32 protein-coding genes are annotated in these 23,344 nt (G+C 69.6%); 17 read left to right on the top strand and 15 right to left on the bottom strand.

Translation table 11 applies throughout. From position 1 onward, the window contains the following. Positions 1-4: 4 nt before the first annotated feature. Positions 5-2,533 carry a ComEC/Rec2 family competence protein gene (locus tag ACIPK3_RS02130; RefSeq protein WP_402565793.1) on the bottom strand — a complete coding sequence of 843 codons (2,529 nt, stop codon included), beginning with the start codon at positions 2,531-2,533 and terminating at the stop codon, positions 5-7. A 149-nt stretch (positions 2,534-2,682) separates the two neighbouring features. Between ACIPK3_RS02130 and ACIPK3_RS02125 the strand changes: the two genes are divergently transcribed. From ACIPK3_RS02125 to ACIPK3_RS02075, 11 genes are all read left to right on the top strand, one after another. Beyond that, positions 2,683-3,072, top strand: coding sequence for a hypothetical protein (locus tag ACIPK3_RS02125; RefSeq protein WP_402565791.1), 390 nt, complete (start codon positions 2,683-2,685; stop codon positions 3,070-3,072). A gap of 18 nt (positions 3,073-3,090) precedes the next feature. Next, entirely contained in the window at positions 3,091-3,846 is a 756-nt protein-coding gene (locus ACIPK3_RS02120) for a hypothetical protein (RefSeq protein ID WP_402565790.1), read from the top strand. Next, the gene (locus tag ACIPK3_RS02115; RefSeq protein WP_402565788.1) at positions 3,843-4,298 is read left to right on the top strand and encodes a hypothetical protein; all 456 of its coding nucleotides are present in this window, start codon (positions 3,843-3,845) and stop codon (positions 4,296-4,298) included. Before ACIPK3_RS02120 ends, ACIPK3_RS02115 begins: the two co-directional genes overlap by 4 nt. Next, positions 4,295-4,654, top strand: coding sequence for a DUF6907 domain-containing protein (locus tag ACIPK3_RS02110; protein ID WP_402565786.1), 360 nt, complete (start codon positions 4,295-4,297; stop codon positions 4,652-4,654). Before ACIPK3_RS02115 ends, ACIPK3_RS02110 begins: the two co-directional genes overlap by 4 nt. Continuing rightward, positions 4,651-4,848, top strand: coding sequence for a hypothetical protein (locus tag ACIPK3_RS02105; RefSeq protein ID WP_402565784.1), 198 nt, complete (start codon positions 4,651-4,653; stop codon positions 4,846-4,848). The genes ACIPK3_RS02110 and ACIPK3_RS02105 overlap by 4 nt, the downstream gene beginning before the upstream one ends. Then, complete coding sequence (locus tag ACIPK3_RS02100) at positions 4,845-6,140, top strand: hypothetical protein (protein ID WP_402565782.1); 1,296 nt, start codon at positions 4,845-4,847, stop codon at positions 6,138-6,140. The genes ACIPK3_RS02105 and ACIPK3_RS02100 overlap by 4 nt, the downstream gene beginning before the upstream one ends. Next, entirely contained in the window at positions 6,137-6,445 is a 309-nt protein-coding gene (locus tag ACIPK3_RS02095; protein WP_402565781.1) for a hypothetical protein, read from the top strand. Before ACIPK3_RS02100 ends, ACIPK3_RS02095 begins: the two co-directional genes overlap by 4 nt. 76 nt (positions 6,446-6,521) lie before the next feature. Next, entirely contained in the window at positions 6,522-6,668 is a 147-nt protein-coding gene (locus ACIPK3_RS02090) for a hypothetical protein (RefSeq protein WP_402565780.1), read from the top strand. 11 nt (positions 6,669-6,679) lie between these two features. Further along, the gene (locus ACIPK3_RS02085) at positions 6,680-6,859 is read left to right on the top strand and encodes a hypothetical protein (protein ID WP_402565778.1); all 180 of its coding nucleotides are present in this window, start codon (positions 6,680-6,682) and stop codon (positions 6,857-6,859) included. 82 nt (positions 6,860-6,941) lie between these two features. Further along, positions 6,942-9,080, top strand: a complete 2,139-nt coding sequence (locus ACIPK3_RS02080) for a zonular occludens toxin domain-containing protein (RefSeq protein WP_402565776.1) — start codon at positions 6,942-6,944, stop codon at positions 9,078-9,080. A 935-nt stretch (positions 9,081-10,015) separates the two neighbouring features. After that, positions 10,016-10,174: a hypothetical protein gene (locus tag ACIPK3_RS02075; protein ID WP_402565775.1), complete on the top strand. Its 159-nt coding sequence runs from the start codon at positions 10,016-10,018 to the stop codon at positions 10,172-10,174. 80 nt (positions 10,175-10,254) lie between these two features. Here the strand turns inward: ACIPK3_RS02075 and ACIPK3_RS02070 are convergent, their stop codons facing one another. The 3 genes from ACIPK3_RS02070 to ACIPK3_RS02060 all read right to left on the bottom strand — a co-directional run bounded on the left by ACIPK3_RS02070 (position 10,255) and on the right by ACIPK3_RS02060 (position 12,334). Continuing rightward, positions 10,255-10,794 (bottom strand): hypothetical protein, encoded by a 540-nt coding sequence (locus ACIPK3_RS02070; RefSeq protein WP_402565773.1) that lies wholly within the window; start codon positions 10,792-10,794, stop codon positions 10,255-10,257. Beyond that, complete coding sequence (locus tag ACIPK3_RS02065) at positions 10,791-11,933, bottom strand: helix-turn-helix domain-containing protein (RefSeq protein ID WP_402565771.1); 1,143 nt, start codon at positions 11,931-11,933, stop codon at positions 10,791-10,793. Before ACIPK3_RS02065 ends, ACIPK3_RS02070 begins: the two co-directional genes overlap by 4 nt. A gap of 197 nt (positions 11,934-12,130) precedes the next feature. Then, positions 12,131-12,334, bottom strand: a complete 204-nt coding sequence (locus tag ACIPK3_RS02060) for a hypothetical protein (protein ID WP_402565769.1) — start codon at positions 12,332-12,334, stop codon at positions 12,131-12,133. Between the two features lie 355 nt (positions 12,335-12,689). On the opposite strand from ACIPK3_RS02060, the gene ACIPK3_RS02055 reads away from it, so the two are divergent. The 3 genes from ACIPK3_RS02055 (at position 12,690) to ACIPK3_RS02045 (ending at position 13,417) form a co-directional block, all read left to right on the top strand. Further along, positions 12,690-12,875 carry a hypothetical protein gene (locus ACIPK3_RS02055; protein WP_402565767.1) on the top strand — a complete coding sequence of 62 codons (186 nt, stop codon included), beginning with the start codon at positions 12,690-12,692 and terminating at the stop codon, positions 12,873-12,875. Further along, positions 12,872-13,111, top strand: coding sequence for a hypothetical protein (locus tag ACIPK3_RS02050; RefSeq protein WP_402565765.1), 240 nt, complete (start codon positions 12,872-12,874; stop codon positions 13,109-13,111). The genes ACIPK3_RS02055 and ACIPK3_RS02050 overlap by 4 nt, the downstream gene beginning before the upstream one ends. A gap of 117 nt (positions 13,112-13,228) precedes the next feature. Further along, complete coding sequence (locus tag ACIPK3_RS02045) at positions 13,229-13,417, top strand: hypothetical protein (protein WP_402565764.1); 189 nt, start codon at positions 13,229-13,231, stop codon at positions 13,415-13,417. Between the two features lie 72 nt (positions 13,418-13,489). Here ACIPK3_RS02045 and ACIPK3_RS02040 read toward each other — a convergent pair whose 3' ends face one another. Both ACIPK3_RS02040 and ACIPK3_RS02035 read right to left on the bottom strand, forming a co-directional pair. After that, positions 13,490-14,071, bottom strand: coding sequence for an HD family hydrolase (locus ACIPK3_RS02040; protein ID WP_402565762.1), 582 nt, complete (start codon positions 14,069-14,071; stop codon positions 13,490-13,492). Between the two features lie 12 nt (positions 14,072-14,083). Continuing rightward, a complete protein-coding gene (locus ACIPK3_RS02035) occupies positions 14,084-15,202 on the bottom strand; it encodes a helix-turn-helix domain-containing protein (RefSeq protein WP_402565760.1) in 1,119 nt (372 codons plus the stop codon). Positions 15,203-15,327: 125 nt separating this feature from the next. On the opposite strand from ACIPK3_RS02035, the gene ACIPK3_RS02030 reads away from it, so the two are divergent. Genes ACIPK3_RS02030 through ACIPK3_RS02020 form a run of 3 tightly spaced genes read left to right on the top strand, consistent with a single transcriptional unit; the run spans position 15,328 to position 17,191 of the window. After that, positions 15,328-15,675, top strand: a complete 348-nt coding sequence (locus ACIPK3_RS02030; RefSeq protein WP_402565758.1) for a DUF6415 family natural product biosynthesis protein — start codon at positions 15,328-15,330, stop codon at positions 15,673-15,675. Positions 15,676-15,722: 47 nt separating this feature from the next. Further along, complete coding sequence (locus tag ACIPK3_RS02025) at positions 15,723-16,832, top strand: hypothetical protein (RefSeq protein WP_402565757.1); 1,110 nt, start codon at positions 15,723-15,725, stop codon at positions 16,830-16,832. Beyond that, a complete protein-coding gene (locus ACIPK3_RS02020; RefSeq protein WP_402565755.1) occupies positions 16,829-17,191 on the top strand; it encodes an ASCH domain-containing protein in 363 nt (120 codons plus the stop codon). The genes ACIPK3_RS02025 and ACIPK3_RS02020 overlap by 4 nt, the downstream gene beginning before the upstream one ends. A 296-nt stretch (positions 17,192-17,487) precedes the next feature. On the opposite strand, the gene ACIPK3_RS02015 is transcribed toward ACIPK3_RS02020, so the two are convergent. From ACIPK3_RS02015 to ACIPK3_RS01975, 9 genes are all read right to left on the bottom strand, one after another. Continuing rightward, on the bottom strand, positions 17,488-17,991 hold the full coding sequence (locus ACIPK3_RS02015) for a hypothetical protein (protein WP_402565754.1): 504 nt from the start codon (positions 17,989-17,991) through the stop codon (positions 17,488-17,490). A 145-nt stretch (positions 17,992-18,136) separates the two neighbouring features. Continuing rightward, on the bottom strand, positions 18,137-18,760 hold the full coding sequence (locus tag ACIPK3_RS02010; protein ID WP_402565752.1) for a hypothetical protein: 624 nt from the start codon (positions 18,758-18,760) through the stop codon (positions 18,137-18,139). A 263-nt stretch (positions 18,761-19,023) separates the two neighbouring features. After that, positions 19,024-19,728, bottom strand: a complete 705-nt coding sequence (locus tag ACIPK3_RS02005) for a hypothetical protein (protein ID WP_402565750.1) — start codon at positions 19,726-19,728, stop codon at positions 19,024-19,026. A gap of 112 nt (positions 19,729-19,840) precedes the next feature. Beyond that, complete coding sequence (locus ACIPK3_RS02000; protein ID WP_402565749.1) at positions 19,841-20,113, bottom strand: WhiB family transcriptional regulator; 273 nt, start codon at positions 20,111-20,113, stop codon at positions 19,841-19,843. Next, positions 20,110-20,289 carry a hypothetical protein gene (locus tag ACIPK3_RS01995; RefSeq protein WP_402565747.1) on the bottom strand — a complete coding sequence of 60 codons (180 nt, stop codon included), beginning with the start codon at positions 20,287-20,289 and terminating at the stop codon, positions 20,110-20,112. The genes ACIPK3_RS02000 and ACIPK3_RS01995 overlap by 4 nt, the downstream gene beginning before the upstream one ends. Continuing rightward, positions 20,289-20,486, bottom strand: coding sequence for a hypothetical protein (locus tag ACIPK3_RS01990; protein ID WP_402565745.1), 198 nt, complete (start codon positions 20,484-20,486; stop codon positions 20,289-20,291). Before ACIPK3_RS01990 ends, ACIPK3_RS01995 begins: the two co-directional genes overlap by 1 nt. A 107-nt stretch (positions 20,487-20,593) precedes the next feature. Further along, positions 20,594-20,821 carry a hypothetical protein gene (locus ACIPK3_RS01985; protein ID WP_402565743.1) on the bottom strand — a complete coding sequence of 76 codons (228 nt, stop codon included), beginning with the start codon at positions 20,819-20,821 and terminating at the stop codon, positions 20,594-20,596. A gap of 11 nt (positions 20,822-20,832) precedes the next feature. Beyond that, the gene (locus tag ACIPK3_RS01980; protein WP_402565741.1) at positions 20,833-21,183 is read right to left on the bottom strand and encodes a hypothetical protein; all 351 of its coding nucleotides are present in this window, start codon (positions 21,181-21,183) and stop codon (positions 20,833-20,835) included. Positions 21,184-21,192: 9 nt separating this feature from the next. Beyond that, a complete protein-coding gene (locus tag ACIPK3_RS01975) occupies positions 21,193-23,247 on the bottom strand; it encodes an AAA family ATPase (protein WP_402565740.1) in 2,055 nt (684 codons plus the stop codon). Positions 23,248-23,344 lie beyond the last annotated feature (97 nt).

The following is a 23,344-nucleotide window of genomic DNA, read 5'->3' as shown; positions in this document are numbered from 1 at the left end:
ACCCTCAGTCTCGCGCCACCCGCACCTCCCCGTCCGCCCCGCCCTGCCCGGCGACCGCGAGCGCACCGTCCCGGTCCGTGCGCAGCACCAGCGCGCCCTGGGCCCGCAGCGCGGCCACCGTGACCGGGGCGGGATGGCCGTACGGGTTGTCCGCGCCGCAGGAGATGAGTGCCACCCGGGGAGCCGCCAGCCGTATCAGGTCCGGGTCCTGGTGGGCCGAGCCGTGATGGGCGACCTTGAGTACGTCCACACCACGCAGGCCGGTTGCCGCAGGCGATCGCAACAGCTCTTGCTGCGCCGGGGGTTCCAGGTCGCCGAGCAGCAGCAGTCGCAGCCCGGCGGAGCGCACCAGCATCGCCACGCTCGCGTCGTTGGGGTCGTCCGGCTCGGGCACGAACGGGCCCGGTGACGGCGGCCACAGCACCTGCCAGGACAGCGGACCGGTGCGCCGCTCCTCCCCGGCGACGGCGTGGGTGAGCGGAATGTGCCGGCGCGCCGCCTCCGCGAGCACGAACCCGGCCTGCTCCGCGGGCTCCTCGAACCCGGTCGTCTCGATCGCCCCCACCGAACGGCCTCGGAGCACCCCGGGCAGCCCCGTGACGTGATCGGCGTGGAAGTGGGTCAGTACGACGAGCGGGATCCGGGTGATGCCGAGCTCCCGCAGACAGCGGTCCACCGATTCCGGATCCGGACCGGCGTCCACGACCACCCCGCTTGCCTCGCCCGCCGCGAGTACCGTCGCGTCCCCCTGCCCCACGTCGCACATCGCGAACCGCCAGCCCGGCGGCGGCCATCCGGTGATCACGCGGGTCAGCGGGGCGGGCCGCACCACCACGAGGAGCAGCAGCGCAGCACAGACCGCGCACCACCACGGGTGCCGCAGCAGGCGCCGCCCGACGGGCACGAGGAGCAGCGTGACCACGGCGAGCAGCAGCGCGCCCGCCCAGTCACCCGGCCAGGGCACTCCTGCGCCCGGCAGCGCGGCCCCGGTCCTGGCGACCCCGGCGATCCATCCGGCGGGCCAACCCGCGCACCGCGCCAGGACCTTCGCCACCGGCATCGCGGGCAGTGCCGTGGCGAGGGCGCCGAAGCCCAGTACGGTGGCCGGCGCGACCGCCGCCTCGGCGAGCAGGTTGCAGGGCACCGCCACCAGGCTCACCCGCGCCGACAGCACGGCCACCACGGGAGCGCACACGGCTTGCGCCGCAGCTGCGGCCGCCAGTGCCTCGGCCACCCGGCCGGGGACCCCGCGCCGCCGCAGCGCCGTACTCCAGCCCGGCGCCAGGAGCAGCAGCGCGCCGGTGGCCAGTACCGAGAGCAGGAAGCCGTAGCTCCGGGCCAGCCACGGGTCGTACAGCACCAGCAGCAGGACGGCCGTGGCCAGTGCCGGGACCAGTGATCTGCGTCGTCCGGTCGCCAGGGCGAGCAGTGCCACGGCCCCGCAGGCCGCGGCCCGCAGCACGCTCGGGTCCGGGCGGCACACCAGCACGAAGCCGGCCGTCAGCGTGGCCGCGAGCAGCGCCGTGGTCCGCAACGGGATGCCCAGCCGCCGGGCGAGACCCCGGCGCTCGGCGCGCTGGGCCAGTCCGAGTGGTCCGATGAGCAGCGCGAGCAGGACGGTGAGGTTGCTGCCGGAGACCGCGAGCGTGTGGGCCAGGTCCGTCTTCTTGAAGGCCTCGTCCAGATCGGGGGTGATCCGTGAGGTGTCCCCGACCACCAGGCCGGGCAGCAGCGCCCGCGCATCCCCGGGCAGTCCTTCGGTCGCGTCGCGCAGCCCGGCCCGTAACCGTCCCGCGAGCCGCTGCGGTCCGGTCGGCTCTCCCACGATCCGTGGCGCCTGCCGGGCCGAGACCCGCAGCACGGCCGCGGTCCGGTCCCCGCCCGCCGTGACGGGCGCGAGCCGGACGCTCACCCGCAGCCGGGTCGTGGGCAGCAGCCCGAGCCAGGCCGCACGCCCCGGCACAGGGGCGGCGGAGGGTGCCGGTACATCGCTGTCGACGACCATCAGCACCGGGGTCCGCGTCGCCACGACCGTCCCGTCGGTCTCCTCGACGCGGCTCACCCGCGCCCGGATCAGCACGACGGACGGTGCCGTGTGATCGCCGGTGACCCTGGGGCGGCTGAGCCAGGGGTCGGAGACGAGTTCGACCTCGGCCGTCGTGGCCGCGTGCTGCCGGGCCAGCGCGGGCACGGGTCCACGGCGCAGGTCCGCTCCGTGCAGACCGGCCGAGGCGGCGGCCGCGGCGACGCACAGGAGCACGGCGGCCGACGCCACGCACGGCCAGGTGCGCCGCCGTCTGCCCGTGGCCAGCAGGAGGGCCGCCGTGATCAGGCAGACGGTCGCGAGGCCTGCCGTCAGGGCCGGTGGTGCGTCGAGCGTCAGTGCCGCTGTGCCCCAGGCCGCGAGGGCGGGCGGCACCAGGCGCAGGTCGATCGGTCCTTCCTGCCGGGGATGGGGGTCGCCCAGCCGTTTACCGGAGGCGGCGTGCACCGGCGACCGGGCGCGGGTGGGTGCCCGGCTGGTGTGGCTCATGGCTGGACCAGACTCCGCAGGTCGGCGAAGCGGCGGTCTCCGATAGTTAGATGGGTATCTAGCAAACCGCAAAGATGCGGCCCCCGACGGTGCTACCAACACCGGCCGAGGGCCTGACGGACCTACCTGACTAGACCAGGAGACCGCTGATGCAGAAGTCTGCCATCCGCCGCGAACGCCGCGCCACGCGCCGCACGCTTCGCGCCGCCCTCCACCGCCGCTCCGCGGCCAACCGCCTCGCCGCCTCGTGCCACCGCCGCCCCCGCTCCCTGGCCACCGTCGCCATCGCCGCCGGCGTCGCCAAGGACACCGTCACCGGCGTCACCAACGGCCTGCGCACCGTCGCGAAGCGCATCGGCCTCGCCCCCGCCGCCACCGCCCGCACCCGCCGCACCGTCGCCGGTGGCCGCGCCCACCGCACCCACGCGGTCAGCCGCTGGACCCTCGCCCAGGTCGCCCGCCTCGTCGCCGCCTACCGGCCGCGCAAGACCGAGTACATCGCCGCCGTCGCCCTGATCACCGCGTTCGCCGCCGCCTGAGCCCGAGGGATGAACACCATGAACCGCACCCAGCCCCACGTCCCCGCCCTCGACGCCACACCGACCGGCCGCGCCCTCCCCTACATCCCCGAACCGCCGCGGGAACACCCCGAGAACACCCCGGCCAGGATCGCCCTTGCGGACGGTGTCACCCCGGCCGACCTCATCGCCGCACTGCCCGACGTCTGCGACCAGGCCATGAAGGCCGCCATGCCCGAGCGGTACACGCCCGAGCTGGCCGCGCAGTTCGCGGCGGCCATGGCGACCTTCCTCCGCCAGGAGCAGGAGACCAGCAAGCCCCTCAGCGCCGCCGAGCGCGGCACCGAGTGGATGAACCGCTGGGGATGCCCCGGGTTCTGCGTCGAGGAGCACGGCAAGCCCGGCGCCATGGAATGCCACTCCACCGCCCCGGTCGAGTCCAGCATCCTGGCCGCCGACCTCGACTGCTCGGGCTACTCCGAGAACGGCGAGGGCCTGCCCTGGATGACCGCGCAGGTCATCGTCCACAACGACAAGCCGGCCGCCTACGGGCGCAGCACGCAGGTGTGGATCGGGTACGGCGTGCACCTGGCCGAGGTCTCCCCGGCGAAGGCGAGGGAGGCGCTGGACGCGATGCGCGGGTTCGTCTCCCAGCTGGAGACCGTCGTCATGCAGGCCGAGCAGAGCGCCACCGCCGACTTCCCGGGGGACCCGGAGGTCGCCCGGCTCGACCGTGAGGCCGAGCAGCGCCGCGTCCACGGCATCACCGGTGACCAGCCGGGTGGTGCCCGGTGACCTTCGTCGACTCCCAACAGGTGCCCGGCCGTGAGCCGGGCACCCCGCCCCAGAGCAGCACCCTGTCCAGCGCGGTCCATGTCGCCCGGCAGATGCTCGACGCCTACGGCGCAACCGACTACACCGACCACGCCGCGGTCGCCCAGGCGCTGGGCGCCATCCGCGAGTCGCTGCGCATCCTGCTCCGTGCCCTCGACGCCGAGCCGCACGTCCTTCCCTCGTTCACCCGGTGCCCCGGCGGATTCGTTACCGCCTCCCCACTGCCCGACGGCACGTTCATGGTCGAGGGCTGGGCGCTGAACCTCGCTCCGTTCGACACCGACGAACCCCGCCACGAGATCGCCTACCACCACATCGCCGCCACCGAGGCCGACGCCGCAGCAGCCATCACAGAGTGCGCCGGCTGGCTCGACCGGCCGCTCAGCACGGTGCGTGCGGAGGTCGACCTGTGAACGCCGAGCCCCGCACAGTCACGCTGCGCACCCTCGACCACGGCAACGTCACGATGCCCGAACCCGCATGGTGCGCCGGACACGCCGACCACCGGCCCGTCGACCGCGCCGACCTCACCCACAGCGGTACCGAAACCCCGCTCACCTTCCACGGCCACACCCTGTGGACGGCACTGCTGAGCCAGTACCCGTTCGCCACCGACCACGCCACCGGCCTGTACGTGGAACAGGGCGGATTCGCCCTCACCCTCGACCCGGTCAGCCTGTACAGCCTCGCGGCCGCCCTCGACACGCACGCCGACCAGCTGCGCGCCCTCGCCGACCAGCTCGCCGCGATCCGCGGGGCCGACCGGTGAGCCGCCCCTCGTACATCCGCCGCCCGACCGAGCACGCCGCGATCGGCGCGGCCTGCCGGTCGGCCCGGCCGACACCGCCCGTTCCCGCTCTCATGGCCGCGCTGATCGAAGCGAACGACCGCCGCGACCGCGAAGGCGTCACCCTCGCCGCGCACCTCGTAGTGCGCGCCTCCGAACCTGGAGTAGGCGAATGAACTCCCTGACCACGTGGGCGCAGACCCACCCGGCACCGGCATCAGCCGCCGCGGTCCTCCTCCTGGCCGCAGCCCTGCTGCTGGCCCGTGCAGGCCGACGGGCCGCGAGCCGCACGCCGGCCGCCGTCCTGGTCGCCGCGCTCGGCGCCATCGCCTGTACCGCGTACTCCGGTGACACCAGCTGGCGGTTCGCTGCGCACCGGCTCGGCATGACCGATGCCGGCGAACGAGCCTCCCTCTTCCTTGCCGCCGAACTTGCCCTGTTCGCCTGCGCCCTCATGGCCCGGCAGAACCTCCGCACGACCGGCACGCCCGGAGCCCCGGGCGTTCTGGTGTGGCTCATCACCGGCGTGCAGGTGATTCCGGCGTACTCGGAGTCCGGGATCATCGGCGGCACCGTTCGCGCCGTCGTCGGCCCGGTGCTCGCCGCGGTGCTGTGGCACCTCGCCATGGGCATCGAGCTGCGGCACCGTACCGCCGCCGACTCGCAGTCCCTGCCCGCCCTCCTCGTCCGCGAACTGCGGGAGCGGCTGCTGTCCCGGCTCGGACTCGCTGTCCGCGACCGCAGCGCCGAGCAGATCACCCGAGACCGGGCGACGGTGAAGGCCGTCGGCTTGGCCGCCAGGCTCGCCGACATGGCACCCAAGGCGCGCGGCCGTGCCCGGGTCGCCCGTCGCCTGTCCGTCGCGGTGGGCAAGGCACAGGCCGGCGCGAGCGTAGAGCAGCGGGCCAAGCTGCTCGACCTGCTCGCCGCCCGGCGTCACGCCGCAGCGCTGGCCACGATCGACCTGGCCTCCCCGTGGGGGCAGCCCGAGGCCGAGCCGGTTGTAGACGTAGCCCCGGAGCCCGAGCCGGTTGCCCGACCGCTGCCCGAGGTGGTCCCGGCCGGTGTCCGCCTACTGCCGGTCGTGGCCCGGCCGGAACCTGCCGAGGTGACCACCGAAGTGGCCAAGCGGCAGTACCGGCTCGACCACTTCGCGGAGCGCTACGTGCCCGTCGAGGCGCCTGTCGAGGTGGTCACCCCGACCTACGACTTTCAGGTGCCCGATTGGACGGTAGGCGCCTACTGGGAGAAGGACCATGACCGCGCGGTGCCCGCTGAGACGGCCCGGCAGGTGGTCACCGAGGTCATCACGCTCACCCCGGCCGAGCTGCGGCGAAAGGCCCGCAGCCTCAATCGGGAGTCGGTCAGGTCGACGTCGCGGCCGGTGACCATCAAGACGCTTCAGGACGAGCTCGGGCTGTCGCGCCGGGAGGCGACCGAGCTGCGCCGCGAGGTGGTCGGGCCGTGAGCGACATCGAGAAGGCCGCCCGCGACGCGGTCGAGGCCGCCGACAACACCGAGCTGGTCAAACAGATCGCCGCACTCCTGGCCGCACAGCAGCTCCTGGGCGGCCAGCAGCCGGCCACCTGCCAGCACCACCAGGCGCCGCCCCAGTTCGACGCGAAGAAGTGGTTGGTCATCGGGGGCGTGGTCGTCTCCGTCGGCCTGGCCGCCGCGCTGTTCGCCGTGGCCATCGCCATCGGAGCGACCTGCGCGACCGCCTGCCTGCTGATCCTGCGCTCGATGTGGCGCGACTTCCAGAAGGGCCGCTGACAGTCCCACCGTCCCCCACGGCCCGCCCGTGGGGGTGCGGCGGGACCGGACAGCCCGGCCCCGGGAAAGGCACCCCATGTCCCACAACGACGACCGCACCTTCGCCGAGATCGCCGCACTCCAGGACGCCGAACGCGAACTCGCCGAGGCCCAGGCGCAGATCGAGGTCGAGGAAGCCCAGGCCAGCTTCGACGCCATGATGCGCAACCGCCGCAGCAACTGACTGGAGGACTGATGGCCGCAACCAAGCACGACCCGCACAACCTGCGCGAGCTCGCCCGGGTGGTCGCCCTCGGAGCCCGTATCCAGCACCGCCAGGCGAAGGGCCAGCCGACAGCCGCCCTGGAACGGGAGGTTGAGCGGATCCGCGAGAAGGCCCAGGCCCGCGAGGACAAGCGCGGCAAGAAGAAGTAGCTCACCCGGGGACGGCGACACCACGACCAAGCAGGCGCCGTCCCCGGGCCCCATCCCTCCCGAAGGAGCGAGGAAGACCAGGATGACCGACACCGCCCCCGAGAAGGTAAACGGGCACGTCAACCCGCAGGTGTCCCTACTGAAGTTCACCCCCGAGACGACCACCCCCGCAGCCGTCGAGCCGGTCACGAAACCATCCGCACCGCGGCGCCGTATCCGTATCGACCATCTGCGTCGTGTCGTCGTCGAGACCCGCACGAACTCGGGCTACCGGCTGGCCATCCGGCACGGCTCTTACCTGGTGGGCGGTACCCGGATCCTGGCCCGGCGGGCGTGGGACGGGCGGACCGCGGCCCGCTACGAACGGATGATGCGCATCGCGGAGGCCGGCGGGAACGAGGAACTGGTCCGCGAGTGGGAGCAGCGGATCAGCTCCTATCGGGCGGCTCGGCAGAAGCGGCGTATGGAGCTGCTGCAGATGGCGCTCAACGCGCCGAAGGCCCTGTTCACGGGAACCGTGGCCAGCGCAGGTCTGCTGCTGATCCTGAGCATTCTGATCGCGTGGGCGCATCACGATGTGCACGACGTGCTCGGGCCCCTCGAAGCAGTCGTCGGGTTCGTCGCCATGCTCGCCTGGATCGTCTCCGTGGTCTGGGATCCGCTGCTGTACGCGCTGCCCTGGCTGGCCCTGGCCGGCGTGTGGGCCGTCGGCCGCAACCAGCGCTCCGCGCCCAACTGGGCACTGCCTGCTGTCGAGGGCGAGCACGGCGGCGCGGTGCCCGACGAGGGCGCCATCCTGCGGGCTCTGGGCGGCCTCGGGATCGCTCCGCTGAACAAGGCCGTCAAGGAAGGGTGGCAGCCGCGTTGGGCGCAGCCCACGACCCGTTCCGGCAACGGCTGGCACACCAAGCTGCAGCTGCCGATCGGGGTCACCGTCGAGATGGTCAACGTGAAGAAGAACGTCCTGGCGCACAACCTGCTCCGTAAGCCGGTCGAGGTGTGGCCGACCGAACCTCCGAAAGAGCCGGGCGTTCTCGACCTGTGGGTGGCTGACCAGGGCTCTCTGTCCGGGAAAGTGCCGCCGTGGCCGCTGCTCACCGAGGGCGTCACCGACTACTTCAAGGGCGTGCCCGTTGCCTTGTCGCAGCGCGGCGAGCCCATCATCGGAAAGCTGATGGCCTGCAACTGGATCGTCGGCGGCATCATGGGCTCCGGCAAGACCAGCATCGTCGTGGCACTCCTGCTCGGCGCCATCCTCGACCCGCTCGTCGAGGCCGAGGTGTACGTGATGGCCACGAACGTGGACTACGACCCGCTCAAGCCCCGCCTGCGCACGCTGGTCAAGGGCGACGACAAAGAGCAGTTGAAGGCCGCACTCGACCGGCTGCGGACGCTGACAGCCGAGGTCACCGAGCGCGGCAAGCTGCTGGAAGAGCTCGGCGGCGACTCGCCGAAGCTGACCCGCGACATGGCGCTGAAGGACCCGCGGATGCGGCCCCGGGTCGTCGTCTTCGACGAGTGCCACGAACTGTTCATGGACAAGGACTACGGCAAAGAGGCCGCTGAGCTGGCCATCCGTGTCATGAAGAAGGCCCGCAAGGTGGGCATCACCCTCATCTGGGTGACCGTCTCCCCGACTGCGGACAGCATCCCTCGGGACGTCACCCGCAACACGTCGCACCGGGTGGCGTTCGCGGTCGGCGATCAGGTCGCCAACGATGGCCTGCTCGGCTCGGGCCGGTACAAGGCCGGCATCCGGGCGACCGAGCTCGTGCCCGGCCAGGACATCGGTACCGCCGTGTCCGTGGGCTTCACATCGAAACCGTTCGAGGTCATCCGCGCCTACTACGTGCAGCGGGACGCCGAGAAGGGCATCGACGAGGTGACGCCGGTCGTCGAGCGGTCGATGGGCGTGTACGACGGAACCGGCCCGGCCGCGGAGCCGACGTTCGAGCCGCCGGATCCGCTGGCCGACGTCGCCGCCGTCATCGGCGACGAGACGCGCATCCTGGTCCAAGAGGTGCTGCACCTGCTCGCCGCGAAGAACCACGACGCCTACGGCAGCTGGGGGCCGGCCGATCTGAAGAAGGCGCTGGAGCCCTTCGGTGCGCAGCAGTACAAGTCCGACGGGCGCATGGTCGTGGCCCGGGACCGCGTCCAGGACGCCATCCTGGAACGTCTCGCCGAGGACACCGACGATCAGGGAGACGACGAGATCTGAGGGAGTTCTCCCTACCTGCCTCCCTAGACCGCCTCCCTGTGCATGACCTGCGGAAATGGCCAGTCAGGGAGGGGAGGGAGGCAACCTCGAAGGGGCGGCCGGAGACCCGGAAACGGACTCTGGCTGCCCCATCTTTGCGTCCCTCCCTCAGCAGCCCGGCCCGACAGACACCTGCACGTGCTTCAGGCGCTTCGCGGGTGTGGCGTCGGCGTTGTAGCCGGGGTTGTCGCTCGCATAGGCCGCCTGGGTACACGTGCCGGCCGTCGTAGGCGATGACTTTGGTAGCCACTGGAACGTTGTTTCGCAGGTCGCCAGATAGTAGTTACCGAGCACCTGAGCGCTGTCGGGGACGCCCGGCATCCTGTACCAGACGATGACGTCACGCGTCGGTGAGCACTGCTTCGACCGTGTCGGCTTCGGCTTGGTCGTGTGGGACGCGCTGGGCGTAGATGCCGCCGCGGGCCGGCTACTCTGCGCCGCTCGCGGAGTCGGCGTGTGTGTCGGCTTCGACTCGGTGTCCGCTCCACCGGAGCTGCAAGCGGCAGTCAACAGGACGGCGACGATGGGCAGGACGGTACGGCGCACAGGCCCCCCTTGTTCTCGGCTGCGCGAACTCCAAAAACAGTGGCAGCTGATCAACGGAGTGCGGGCGCGTGTTGCTGGACTGTGACCCGTCCAAGAGCCACCGCGTCACCCGCGGCCCCGCGGAATCGGAGAAGACCAGACACGAGCAGGATCCGACCGCCAAGCTGTGCGCCATGCCCGCACACACGGACTCCTCCGCGAACAACCACTTAACCTACGCGCCCCGACCCCGCATGTTCCACGCCCCATGGCAACGCTGGGCTTGGGCGGCCTTACCTCTTGCCAGCCTGTCCGTCCTCGCATTCGTGCCGTTCGTCGTCGCATGGCGGCGTCGCGTCGTCCCTGTCTGGGTGGCTGGCCTGTACACCCTAGGGAGCGCGATCTGGTGCGCGCTGGCCGCAGTGAAGCCGGACTACAACGACGCCTACACCTCGGCGCTACGGGGGTTCATCGCCGTGGCGACCGTCCACGTCCTGCTCCTCGACCCGATCAAGAAGTCGGCCAAGTAGGTCGGCGGCCCGTCCCCAGCAGTGGGTGGGCGGAGCCGCTTCCATTATGTCCGGGGCAGGGGCTCTCGCATGCCTCGGAGTCAGCCCTGCGTGAACTCCTGGTACGTCGCGGGTATGCGGACCCCGCGGTTTTCGTCCTCCATCCGTCGGAGGACCTGTTGCGCCTCGTCCCACTCCAGGTCCCCACTGACGTGGAGTTCTGCGAGCAATCGTGTGGTGTCCCAGGTCGTGAGGCTGCTGCGGTTGGCCATACGGGCCGCGTCCCGATCGTCGGTCAGTAGCACCGCCCCCGCGAGCTCATCTCGCGTGCGCATCGCATGGATAGACTCGGCCTCTCCCAGGTGGAGAGTCGGCTCGTTGCGGGTACCGCCGAGGGCGGTACGGAGGCGACCGACGTCCTTCTGGTCCTGCGTCCGGTTGAGCTCGATCGGCTCACCTAGCCAGCTCTCATCGAGCAAAGGCCGCAGTCCCGGAAAGTTGTGGGCCCACTTACACAGTTCGGCGTGTACGGCCTGCGTGCAACGAGGCGTGCGGACCAAAAGGCCCGACTTGAGCAATTCCATATCGCCTGACGCAGCAAAGTTGATCACAGAGCAGGCATCGGTCACCAGGATCGTCACGGAGTGAACACCGGTTCCTTGTCCTCAGCCACCTCGCTCGCTGCTCCGTCCAAAGCCTCATGGAGCAAGTCCGCGTCGCAGCCAAGCACGCGCGCCGGCCACTGAGCGCTGATGTCGCCAGCCATGAATGCCCGCAGAGAACGCTCCACGAGCGCCTCTGGCGGCCGCTGCCTGCTCTGGTGCTTGACCAGCTCGAAGTAGCGATCCTCCCAATCGCCCTCTCGCGCCGCCTCGGCTGCGGACATGCGGGAGAACGAGCTCCGCTCGGCGTTATTGACGAGCCCCAGGTTCTTGAGCCGCCAAGCCAGCGCGTCGGAGGAAACGAGGAACACACCGATCAAGGACGCGAACAATTCCGGGGTCACTGTGTCTTTGACGCGTTCCCGGATCTCCTGCTCTGGCATGAGCAGCGCGGCGGCGAATGAGTTGGCACGCATCTCTGGAATGCGTTGGTGCGTCGACATCACATCCTTGTCGACGACGAGACCATCCGCATCGACGTCACCCGCCAGGTGATGCTCGAGCTCGTGAGCCAGCGTGAAGCGTTGCCGGCTCCAGGCAGCATCCGTATTGATCACGATGATCCGGCAGTCCTCGCTCCGCCAGGAGAGGCCGTCGAAACCGGGGCCGAACGGCTGGGCAGCGACGTGGATACCGAAGGCGTCCTCGATCGCGCCGGGCATGTCGTCGCGGAAGCCGTCCGCGAGGAGGGCACGTGCAGCATCCGCCAGCGCAGGACCGACGGTGATCGCAAGTCCGTTGAGCGTGGGACGCTGCCAGTCTTCGAGCGGCGTAAGGATCGTAGGAATGCCAAGATCGTTCAACGCGGCTTCGGTCTCATCAAGAGTCTCGGCACGCTTCACGGCCACCTCCCACCCCGGTGACTTGTCCGAGTCATCGCGAGCAGCGAGAGCGGCCCTCCGCGGCGTTTTCCCGCTGAGTAGGTAGTCCACGGTCGTGTGGAACTGTTCCGCGATGGCCGCCAGCTCATAGGTGGAGAAGCGGCGATCTCCGCCGAGGGACAGCGACAGCTTCGGCTTCGTGATTCCGATAGCTTCGGCCAGTTGGGTCTGGGTCATCCCCGCGCTCTCCATGAGCGACCGGACGCGGTTCTGTAGGGCTCTCTCCTCGTTCGGCATGGATCCAGAATACCCGGATTTTTCGAAAATCGAAACAGGTTGCAGTCCCTGCGAGCTCACACAAATGATCTACATCAGAGAGAAAACTGCTGCTCAAGCGACGTGTGAGAGACCTGGGACGCACTGACAGCGCGCCGGGGCGTTGCCCATATCGTGACTTGCTGCCTTGGCCTGATTTTCGCGTCGTCGGACCCGATTCACCGCTCCCACGTCCGCGGGCCACCGTCCCGCCACTCAACCCACCCGGCACCGGCCACGTCCTCCGGCTCGACGTCCTCAAGGCCTGCGCGCCGCAGGAACTCGACGATGTCCAGCAACGTGTACGCCATGCCGACGAACTGCTCTCCGACACGGACTCGTCGACCGCCGTCCTCGGCGGGCGGATACACGACCACGGGCATCGCAGGATCCATGCCACCAGCCTCGCCCGGCTGGCTTGGAACCGCCTCCACATACCGCCACACAGGTGGCGGGACGCGAACAAACCGCACTCTCAGGCGGAGCAGAATCTGAGGAGGCGGGGAGGAATGCAGGTATGAGTAGCCCAGAGCACATGTCGACCACTGCGTACCTGCCAACCCGGGCCCGGGCGATCGCGGCAGCGGCTGAAGTCCTTGCGGACGCGGTTGCGGAGCAGGCGTCACGGAGCCCTCGTGAGGCAGCGGAGGCGGCCTACTACCCCGGTCATCCGCTGGGCTCGGTTGAGGCGATCGAGGCGGAAGTTATCCGCCTCCGCTGCCTCAATCGGGCCGCAGCATGACACGCGAGGAACGGCTCGCGATCCTCGGTCCGAAGACCGTCGCCGCCATCCACGCTCGCGTCGCCGAGGCCCCCGAGCCTCCCCTCGACGTGGTCGAAGAGCTGCGCCGCATCTTCTCCCGTCCGGCCGGACGGATTCCTTCGCCCACCGGCCGTGCCTCGTACAAGGAGTTCGCAGCGTGAGCCCCAAGCCAATCGTCCGGAAGCGCTGGCAATACGTCCTCACCCTGGCTTGGCCGAAGGGACGGTACTACGAGATGGCAACGTATGAGGGGACTGTCGCTCCGCTGCCGGGACACTCCCGGCAGCAGCTCTTCAACCACCTCTACGACAGTTCCGTGAAGCGGGCGAACGAAGGGCCTGATGCCTTCGTGGTGTTCTTCTCGCTGGAGCCTGACGAACTCGTGCCCGAGGAGTAGCGGGCCTGCGTACTGTTCGTCGGCCGGCGCGGGCACAGTGTGTGGCGGTGTACCCACGGGGCGGGAACTCGCTGACTTGCTTGCGGATCGCCGTGGCATGACGCAGAGTGCGCCGCCATGGACATCACGCGCGTCGTCTTCGAGGGCGGCACGAAGGACGGTACTACCGATACCTACAAGAACCTCGACACGGACTCGAACCTCCTCTTCGATACCCCGTTCGAGCCTGAGGAGCTGTACGAGCGCACCACGGAGACGACCATCCTGGATGGCGTCGAGCACGTGGTGTTCCGCCTCAAGGTCTGACTGGCGGACCAGCAGGAGCTGCCGAAGCACCCCGCTCTCCTCGGAGGACGGGGCCGCTTCGTGTTCCTGGGGTCAACTGCGCTCGCCCATAGCCGCGTGCAGCCAGTCGAGCGGCGCCTGAGCCAGCAGCTGGTCAGCAAGCAGCTGCCCGGACCTGGTGACGATCCGGGCCCGGCTGTTGTCGACCCACCGCTGAGCCGCCTCGTACCCCTGCCCCTTGTACTCAAGGCCCTGCAACATGCACTCCAGCTTGTCCGCGTCGCGGGCACAGATGGCCTCAGGCGTTTCCTTCGCCTCGTACTCGGCGACGACCGCACGGACCGCGGCACGCAGTACCTCGGGCATTCCTGCCGTCTGGTCCGCCGTCACCGCCACAGGATCGCCAGGGGCCGCGTACTTCTTCCCCAAATGGTTCACGTCGCCCGTGCGCGTTTCTTGCGAGTCGTGCCACACCGCCAGGTGCGCAGCCCGCGCTGCGTCGGCGCCCTCCAGAGTGGCGATGACCGAGGCGATGATGGATGTGCGCCATGCGTGCTCGGCGACGCTCTCGGGGTCACGAACGCCCGCCATCCACCAGCCTGTCCGCCGGGCCGACTTCAACGTGCCCGCCTCCCAAAGAAAGTGGGCTACGTCCGCCAGGTCCTGCTCACCCACTGGTGTCCCCTTTCACGCCTCGGCGAGGCGGATTGCGTACCGGATGCCCTCCAGCTCCCGCCGCGCCTGCGGCGAAAGCTCGGAGTCATCCAACATCACCGGCAGGCGTTCACGCAGGGCCCGCCCAGCGTCCGACCGTGCGCGCAGCAGATTCGGGCGGGCGGCGAGCAGCGCCCACAGCGTGTGGACGTTGAGGTCAAAGAATCCGTGCCGCGGCGTGAGGCCGCGGACCAGGTGGGCCATCAGCCGCTCGCCGTACCAGGAGCCGGGCGCCGCCTCGCCGATGAAGTCGTCCGACAGCTGGGCGTGCTGGGACTCACCGACCCAGTACGCCCAGTAGTTCAGGTTCGCCGCCTCGGCGCGGTCGTTGTCGCCCAGGGTGCGGCCAATGAAGTGGGTCATACGGTCCCGGTCGCCCTGGCGTGCGGCCACTGCGGCGACCGAGCGGGAGTTGAGCCACTTCGTCAGCCAGTCGTCCGGCCGCTCGGTTCGCTGCTGATGGGCCAGCCACTCGGAGGTGTCGGCGGCCTGGTCGAACCCAGCTAGGTAGAGGGCCTGCCGGCGCAGCAGGAAGTCCCGGCCACCTCGGGCCTGCTCGGCCGTCTCCCGCATGCGGGTGAAGAACCGGTGGCGGTCGGTCTTGGGCAGTTCCGGTGCCGTCGGTACCGGGCCGCGGCGTGAACGAGGGGGCGTCGGCAGGTCGCGCACAGGGCTGGGCGGGACACTGTTGAGGGGCCAGGTCAGCACCTCTACGAGGTCGCGCTGCATGACCCACGCGCCGAGCGGGTTGGGCCCTGCGGGTGCTTCCTCTTCCAGCGCGCTGGTCAGCAGCATGTCGGCTTCCATGGCGCGTTCGAGGGCGGCGAGCAGGGCGGGCGACGTGCCCATCTGCATGAGCCGGTGGCGATGCATCAGCATCTGTCCCACCGGCAAGGAGGTCATCGGGCGCCGCCCGGTCTCCCAGCCGGCGACCGTGTCGGGCGCTACCCCGAACAGCTCGGCAAGGCTGTCCTGCGTGTGCCCCAGCTGCTCGCGTATGACCCTGAAGACGTAGCCCGAGATGATGCCCCCACGCGCCCGTGAGGGCGTTCCCTGACCACCGGTCGGGGTTCCGTGCGCCTGCTGCCCCATGGCGTCTCCTCGCCCGCCCACGGCGGGCCGATACCCGTACTCGCAGTCACTACAACCGGCGTTCACCGCTACCTACCGTCATGGGTGATAGCCGGACAACTCAGCGTAGTGGGAGTGATGCAGGCATGGCCGCCGTTGTAGAAGACCCGCCGGACCTGGCCACCATGCGTGCCACTGCGCGCCGACTGCTTGCCGGAGACGCGAAGCCGATCGGCGGGAATGAGCTGGAGGCGCTGCGGCTTGCTCTGCGCGGGCACCTCCAGCTGCTGATCCCTGAGGTGGAGAAGCTGGCGTGCGGGCTGCCGAAGGGCGACATCCCCGCGGCGTGCGCGATGGCTGGCGTCCGCGAAGCCGAGACGCGACTGCGCCTCGGGACCGGCGAGAACAGCCCGGTCCGCATGTCCGTCGCGATGAGGCTGGCCCGGTCCGTCAACGCCCTGTGCGACCACTACACGGCCCTCAGCAAGAGCTGAGCACGCCTCGCCACCGTCGCCCCGCACACCAGCCAGGGAGCACTCCCATGACCGCGTATCCCGTCTCACCGAACACGGTGCTGGCCAACGCGCTCAGCGCCGTCACAGACATCCTCGCGCCCCGACTCCAAGCCGACCGCCCCACCTGCGTCGTCTTCTCCGTCGGCACCCAGATCAACGGAGTGCCCCATCTGGGCACCTCACTCGTTCAGTCGCTCACGTTCGCCGCAGCAGCCCGTGTCCGAGACCGGTTCGGTTTACCGGTCGAGGTGGCGTTCGGCGCCCTCGACAACGCCCCGCACGAACTCGTCACCGACCCCGCATCCGGCCACCGGTATCAGCGCGCCTACGCCCAGGCCCTCGGCGAGGAAACCCTCGCCGAACAGGTAGACACCCTCTACCGGCCCCTGTTCGCCGCGCTGTCCGAACGCCTGTCGATCCCGTACTCCATCGAGATGTACTCCCGCCTCCAGGAGAGCGAACGCTTCCGGCAGACCTGGCTACGCGCCCACCGGCGAATCGACGCCGCACGATGGTGGCTCGACCCCTCACACGGCGTCCCCCACGTCCGCGTCCCTTGCCCCACGCCAGGCTGCGGCTGGGCCGAGAAGCACGCCGAGCGCACACGAATCCTGCTCGACACGGACCACGCCGAGATCTCCGCCGTCTGCCTGCACCACGGGCCCTACCAGGTCATCCTCGGCCCGGCCGGTACCGGCTACCTCGACCTGTCGACCCTGTATCGGAACCTGGTCAAGGAACTCAGCGCCGCCATGGACCGTGACCGGCTGACCGTCATGGTCAAGGGCGGCGACTGGGTCTTCGGCTCGCAGCTCATCGACCAGGCCCTGACCGCTATCGGCCTGACCGGCGCGCAGCTACCCACCCGGCTTTTCTGCCCGCAGGTCGTCACGGACAGCGGCGCCAAGCTGTCGAAGAGCCTCATCCGGGAGGGCAAGGCGCCGTTGCCGGAGGGCACGGCCCCGTGGATGCTCGATACGCGGATGTGGCCGGGCTCGTTGTCCGACTACGCCGACCAGCTGCTCGACATGGCCGATGTCCTCTTCGCTGACCCGCGGCACTTCTACCGCTCCTACTCAGCGGGCGAGTTCGGCCGCCTGATGTCCCAACCGACAAGGAGCGTCACGACCCCATGAGCAACACCACGGCCGCCCGCAGGCACGATCTGAACCTCTACCGCAGGTACTTCGAGCTGGTGGCGGCCGGCAGTAAAACGATCGAGGTCCGGGTGAAGTATCCGCACCTGGCTGACATGGCTGCGGATGACACGATCCGCTTCCGGATCAAGGGCACCGCCGAGGTGTGCGACGTGCGGGTGCTGCGGGTGACGGAGTACGAGGACTTCGAGGCGCTGCTCGACGGCGAAGGGCCAGCGACCGTCAACCCGACGTCGCCCCGCGACGAGCAGCTGAAGAACATCCGCGAGATCTATCCGCCAGAGAAGGAAGCCCTCGGCGTTCTCGCGATCGAGATGGAGCTCGTTCCTGCCTCGTAGGGCTACAGCACACCCGACTGGGGCGTGCACGAACAGCAGCTCCTCGGCTGTGTGAAACCACTCCAGAGCCCCGCTGATCGCCCGCCCGTCTCCAGCACCCCAGGCATCAGGAGGCGGGCGGGCTCAGTCCATGACAAGGCACATACTGAAACCGGCGCGGCCGTAGCCCGCAGCCAACTCGAAGACGCCCGCTCCGATGGAGGGTCGGGAATCTCTGGCAGAGCTGGTCCCGTGAACGCTCGCCTCGGCGAGCCGTTGGGAAGCATGCCGATCGAGACGGGCAGACACACCAGAGATCACTGCGGTAGGGGCAACGCTACCGGTGCGACCTGCCCGTCCCACGTCACGTAGATCGATGTTGGCACCGGCAAACCCAGCGCAGTCAAGATGGCGAATGGATGTCCTTCACCAGGGCCGATCGTCACACCGTCCGGTAGATCTCGGCACTGGCCCGGTTGCCCCGCCTGGACGGTTCTCACGTTCACTGCGGGGCCCGTTCCAACGTTCTGCAGGAGATACCGGACTCCGCCTATCCAGTTCACCCGCAACTCGGGCTTGGGGCGCTTGGCCTCGGCCTCGGCGTCACGTCGCTCCTGTGCCTCCCGCCGCATCTCGGACAGGGTGGCCTCGTCGGCAACTGCCGAACGCTCGGCAGCAGCCGCAGACCGGCCTGCCGCGGCCGCAGACCGTTTCGCTGACTGCGCCGATTCCCTGCTGTGCTTCAGGGCGATGCCGCTGATCACTGCGGCCACCGCGGCCACGCCGAAGGCAGCCCAAGTCGGTACGTCTCCCCAGTTCATGCATAGACGATGCCGGATGCCCCCGGCCGCTGACCAGCCGTCGGCAACAGATCAGACGTCGCACCTCTATGAGCGGGCCATCTGCGAGGGAACAGTGTCAGTGCGGCACCGCCCACGCCGTACTCGCCGGCGAACACGTCCCCGCTCACCGGACAGCCGCCCGCGCCATCAACTCGACCTGAGCCGCCCGATCAGGCAGCCCAACCACCTGCCGCCACCGCGCAACCGGATGCCGCGGATCCCGCGCAGCCACCGCCGACCGCGCCACCGACGCCAGCAACGACGGAGCATCCGCCGGCCTCCACACCTCACCACCCAGGTGCACGACACCGCCCGCCGTACCGCCGTCCTCGCCACCCTCACCAGCCGCCAGACCCCGAGCCTTCAACCCGGCCGCCGTCTCCCGCACCACACCCTCGTACGCAGCCACCGCGGCAAGCAGCCGACCTGCCACCCGCTCCGCCTCCACCAGCGCCGCCACAGCCTCGTCACGCGCCTTCTCCAGCCGCCGCGTGACCGCCTTGCGCTCCTTCTCCGGGAAACTGGCTTCGGCCGTCTCACGCGCCCGCCCAGCCGCCTGCTCTCGGGCGAAGCGAGCCGCCAGCGAGCGATACCAGTCCCTCGCCGCATGCGCGTCAGCGCGAGCTGCACGCAGCTCCGTGACGGCCTGCTCGCTGCCCGCACGTGCGTGATGCGCCTCGGCTCTGTCCAGCTTCAACTCCGCCGCCTCCACGGCGGCCTGCGCCTCAGACAACTCTTGTTGGGTCACCACAATTCGTCTCCCTTGCGGTTGCTGCCGCACCTACTGCGACAAGGTCGAATGGCTGCACCCAGTTTACGCCGTTTGACCTGCCAAAAGCGGTAGAGTAGACACTGGTTGCGGTTGATGGCATGCACCAAAAGGCCCGGCTCCGAGTCTCCCGGGGTCGGGCCTTCGCCGTATCGGATTGTTCGATCTCGACAGTCTGCAATCTGGCCGACCCCTGTGCGGCGCTACAGGGCCGACGAAACTGGTTGCGTCCGCCTGGCCTCTCAGAAGCTAGGCATCCGCAGCCGAGGCGGCTCAGGGAAACTCTTCGCCGGTGGTTCCGGAACCGACCGAGCCAACTCCGGCTGATCTGCCTCCACGCTCTTCCCGAGCCATTCCAGCCGCGGCACCAGGTGGTGATACGGCGACAGCCGCGCCTCAGCCGCCCGACGCAAAACCCACGCCGCCACCGCCCCCGGATCCACCGGCAGATACTCCCGTCCCTTCACCTTGAGCCGGTCAACGCCAAGTACGTTGCGGTCGCCACCGCTGGCACCTCCACCGAAGTCCAACCCCGCCGCAGCAAGCGTCTGCACGTGCCCGGCCAGCGCCTCGTTGTACGAAACGCCGGCGTCCGCCAGCGCCACCAGCGCACCCTGCGCCCTCGTCGCTGCCTCCATCAGCGCCTTCGTCGCGCTCTCCAAGTCGCGGCCCGCGGCGCGAATCTCGGCGGCCGCCGCCTGCTCCAGCTGCGGCCTCGACGCCCAGCGCCGCTCCTCCTCCCGCTGCTGCTCGTACGCCTGCCGAACTTCCCTGGCGTTCGCCCGCTGCTGCGCCGCCACCCGCGCCGCCTCACTGTGCTCCAACGCTGCGACGTCCGAGTACGGCGACGCCTCCAACCTCCGCGCCGCAACCGACCGGGCTTCCTCCGCCTCACCGGCCCGCGCCTCTGCCCGCTCGACCTGTTCCACCGTGATCTGCACCGACATGACCATCACTCCTTGATCGCTTGTCCTGACAACCGGCGGCAGACGCCACCGGACCGCTCGTCACCCATCGCACCTCTGGCCATCGCACCTTCTGGCCAACGCAACGCCCCCCTCATGCAGCGCGCCGCCGAAGCGCCTCCCGCTCCCGCCGCGTCGTCCCACCCCACACACCCCACAACTCCGGCCGCTCAAGCGCATACGCCCCGCAGAGCTCCACGTAGCCACAGCCCGTGCACAGCACCCGCGCCTGGCCTGGCCGCAGTCCGTCCGTGAAGTACGCGTCGGGGTCCTCCCGACATTGCAGCGGCGACAGTGCCTCCGTCACGAACTCCGGGATCCCCAGCGCCACCACCGGCGCGCCGAGCAGATGGTGCTGCTGGCTCACCTGCGCCCCTCGGTCATCCGGAAGTTCAGCAGCAGCACCGCCACGCCGGCCGCAGCGAACCCGGCCGTGGCGCACCAGGTGAACGCTGCCGTGGCCAGCAGCCCGAGGCCGGCCGCGTCCATCAGGTCAGACCGTGCGCTGTCCAGCAGCCGCAACAGCTTCTGTCCGCGGCCCATCAGAAGCTGCCCCGACGCTCGCCCTTGGCGCGCTCGACTGCCTCAGCGAGCCGCTGCCGCGGATCCGCGCCGCCAGTCTGGTCGTCCGGCTCCGCCGCCTCTCGTTGCTGCGCCACCCGAACCAACGCCCACAGCAGCGCGACAGCGACCGCTGCCACGGAGGCGACGATCACCGCCGCCAGTCCGTACCCGTTCACCTGTACCAACTCCTTTCGAACCTGACCCGCACGGCTGTCACCGGACACACGCACCCACACCAACCTCCGGCCCGTTGTACGTATAACGGGCGACGTCTCGACGCCCCTTATTCACGCGTGGCGAAGGGTTCTGCCGCTTCCGCGGGCTGGGCGTCCTGGCGTCGCTGCTCGGCCTCTGCGAGGCGTCGCAGTTTGTTCGCGTGCCGTGCTGCGAGGCCGCGCCGACGGGCGGCGCTGAGTTCGTCACGGCGCCGCTGGGCGGCCTGAACCTTGGCTCGGGCCGCGGCGATGCGCTGCTGTATCTGCTGCTCGACGTGGGACGCAGACTCGGTCACGGGGTCTCCATTCAGGCTGCGGTCTTCGGGGCTTGGGGATTGGCGGCGGTCGGCCAGCCGCCGGGGCGCCTGCCGCTGGGAGGCTTCTTGAGGCGGGCGTCGGGCCGGTTGCGTGCGTCGCGGAACCAGCAGGCGACGAGCGCCGCCTGCTCCCACCCGAGACGGCGATAGAGCGGCTCCACGGCCTTGTGCAGGTCGCTGCCGCCGGGCTGGCCGTACACGAACGACCGGAGTGCCGTGGCGACGTCGAGGGCGCCGAGCCAGGTGAGTTGCTGGGCAAGGTCGCGGGCGAAGTCGGCGTAGCAGTAGGGGCCTTCGCCTCGTACGCGGTCGGCTCGTTCGAGCCAGGGCTTGATGTCCATGGCTGACCCTCAGCATCCGACGTGCCGGTCGTTTCCGCGTGCGGCCCAGTCGGCGTCGAGGCGGGTGTGGCAGATAAAGCACTGTGGCCCCTCTTGCACCACCGGTCCTCTCCCTAGGGAGAGGGGAGAGGACCGCCGGTTTTTGGGTGCCGGTCCTACGCGGTCCGCAACCGGTCCGGGACCGGTCTGATCTGCGGTTTCCTCCGGTCCGGTCCCGCCCTCCAGGACCGCTTGAGTTACTTGTGAGTAGGACCGCTCTCCGGACCGGCTCTTTCGAAGTGCCGCCACCTCGTTCAAGCGGTCGTTTCCAGCCCGGAATCCGAGCCTCTGGCACTCCTCAGCCAGCCGACGACGGCCGTACTCGACGGGCACGCCGGCCTGGTCGAGTTGCTGCACGATCCACTCGACGCTGCCCTCCGGAGCTGGAAGAGGGCCGTCCAGCGGCGCGTCCAGCGACACCAGCACCAGGGACGTCACCGGTCGGCCGTCAGGCTTCGCCTCGCCGTCGAGGGAAATCTTCTTCAACCCGAACTGGAAGTCGCCGTCCTGGTCCTCATCCTTCTGCTTGCCAGACTTGATCGTGAGGACCGTGTTCGGGATCTTGTCGCCCTTTCGGGAGACCATCAGTTCGGACTGGAGCGCACCCTTCACCGCAGAGGCGCCACGCCCGTGCTCGCCGACGTGCCCGGTGTGGTGGACCAGCGTGACACAGGCCCGCGTTGAGGACCGCAGCTGATCCATGCGGTCGACGACACGGCCCATCTCCGTGTTGGAGTTCTCCTCGACGCCGAGCGTGACGCGGGCCTGTGTGTCGATGACGATCAGAGCGGGACCGATGCGGCGCATCGCCTCGATCAGTACCTCCCACTCCGGGCTCGCAGCTTGGACGGGACGGGGTAGGAACCGGACGTTGTCCATGCGCATGCCATGGTGTTGCTCCCAAGCGCGGACGCGTTTGCGGATGCCCTGTTCGCCTTCGGCGACGAGGTAGACGACCGTGCCTTGCCGGACGTACTGGCCGTGCCACTTCACGCCTGTCCCGATGTGCCCGGCTATATCCAGCAGTACGAAGCTCTTGAAGGTGCCGGACGGCCCGATGACCCGAGAAAGAGTGTTGAGAGCAAGTAGGTCACCGACGAGGGGTTCGAGGGGCTTGATCTTGTCGAGGCCGTCGGTGTCGAGGAGGTCGCCGAGCAGCCGGTCGACAGACGCCTCGAAGTACTCCTCGGACGACATGGTCTCGGGGTCGAGCAGAGGCTCCTCTTCGATGCCTTCTGGCCTCTGGTCGTCCTCGTGGTCGAGTGGAACAAGGTCATCGAGGCTGTGTCCGGCGGCGAGGTGGTCGGTGAGGTCAGCCTTCTCCCGGTTCACCAGACCGCGGACGACTTGGACGGATGCCGCCTTTCGTCGCAGGTCGGCGTATGCGGCAGCGGCGTGAGCCCGGCCAGCGTCGTCGTTGTCGGCGACGATGACGACGTGGGCGCCCTTGAGCAAGTCTCCGTACTCCGATCGCCACTTGGGCCGCTGGTCTGCCCTCGCGGCGCCCTCGTAATTGCAGGTGGCGGTCGCCCCGGCGCGCTCGGCGGAGTGCACGTCCTTCTCGCCCTCGACAAGGAAGATGGGCTCACCTCCGGCGATGGCTTTCACGACGGCGGGCAGTCGGTAGAGGACGCGGCGGGGCGGCTTCGGACCGCCGAACACGTCCTTGTACTGGCGCCGGCCTCCGGTGAGCGGCCGGTACACGCGGAAGGTCTTCGGCTCGCCGCGCTCCTTCACGAAAAGCACGCCACCGCGTTCGTCGGTGTACTCGTACGACGCGATCCACGCGGTCTTCCGCGGGCCGGGCTTCTCCTCGCGCAGCTTCGGCCAGCTCAGGTCGATGGCGTCGAGGACGTCATCGGTGTGGCAACCGGCCTGGCAGTAGACCAGAGGCTTGCCGTCCTTCTCGTTGACGGAGAGGGAGGCGTTGCGGTCGTCGTGAGCAGGGCATTGCCAGCCCGAGGTGCCGCTCCTGCGGCTCCCGTGGGCGTTGAGGCCCGCAATGATCTGGTCGTACTCGCTCACGCGGTCTTGTCCTTGCGATCAGAGTCGAAGCGGGCGTGGAACTCCCAGGTCTGCCAGCCGTGTTCGGCAAGTCGTCTGAGTTCGGCGCGGGCTTCAG

The organism is Streptomyces sp. NPDC086787 (genome assembly GCF_044745865.1).
Taxonomy (GTDB): Bacteria; Actinomycetota; Actinomycetes; order Streptomycetales; family Streptomycetaceae; genus Streptomyces.
The sequence above is the reverse complement of the archived record's forward strand: the minus strand, read 5'-3'. Positions and strand labels throughout refer to the sequence as shown.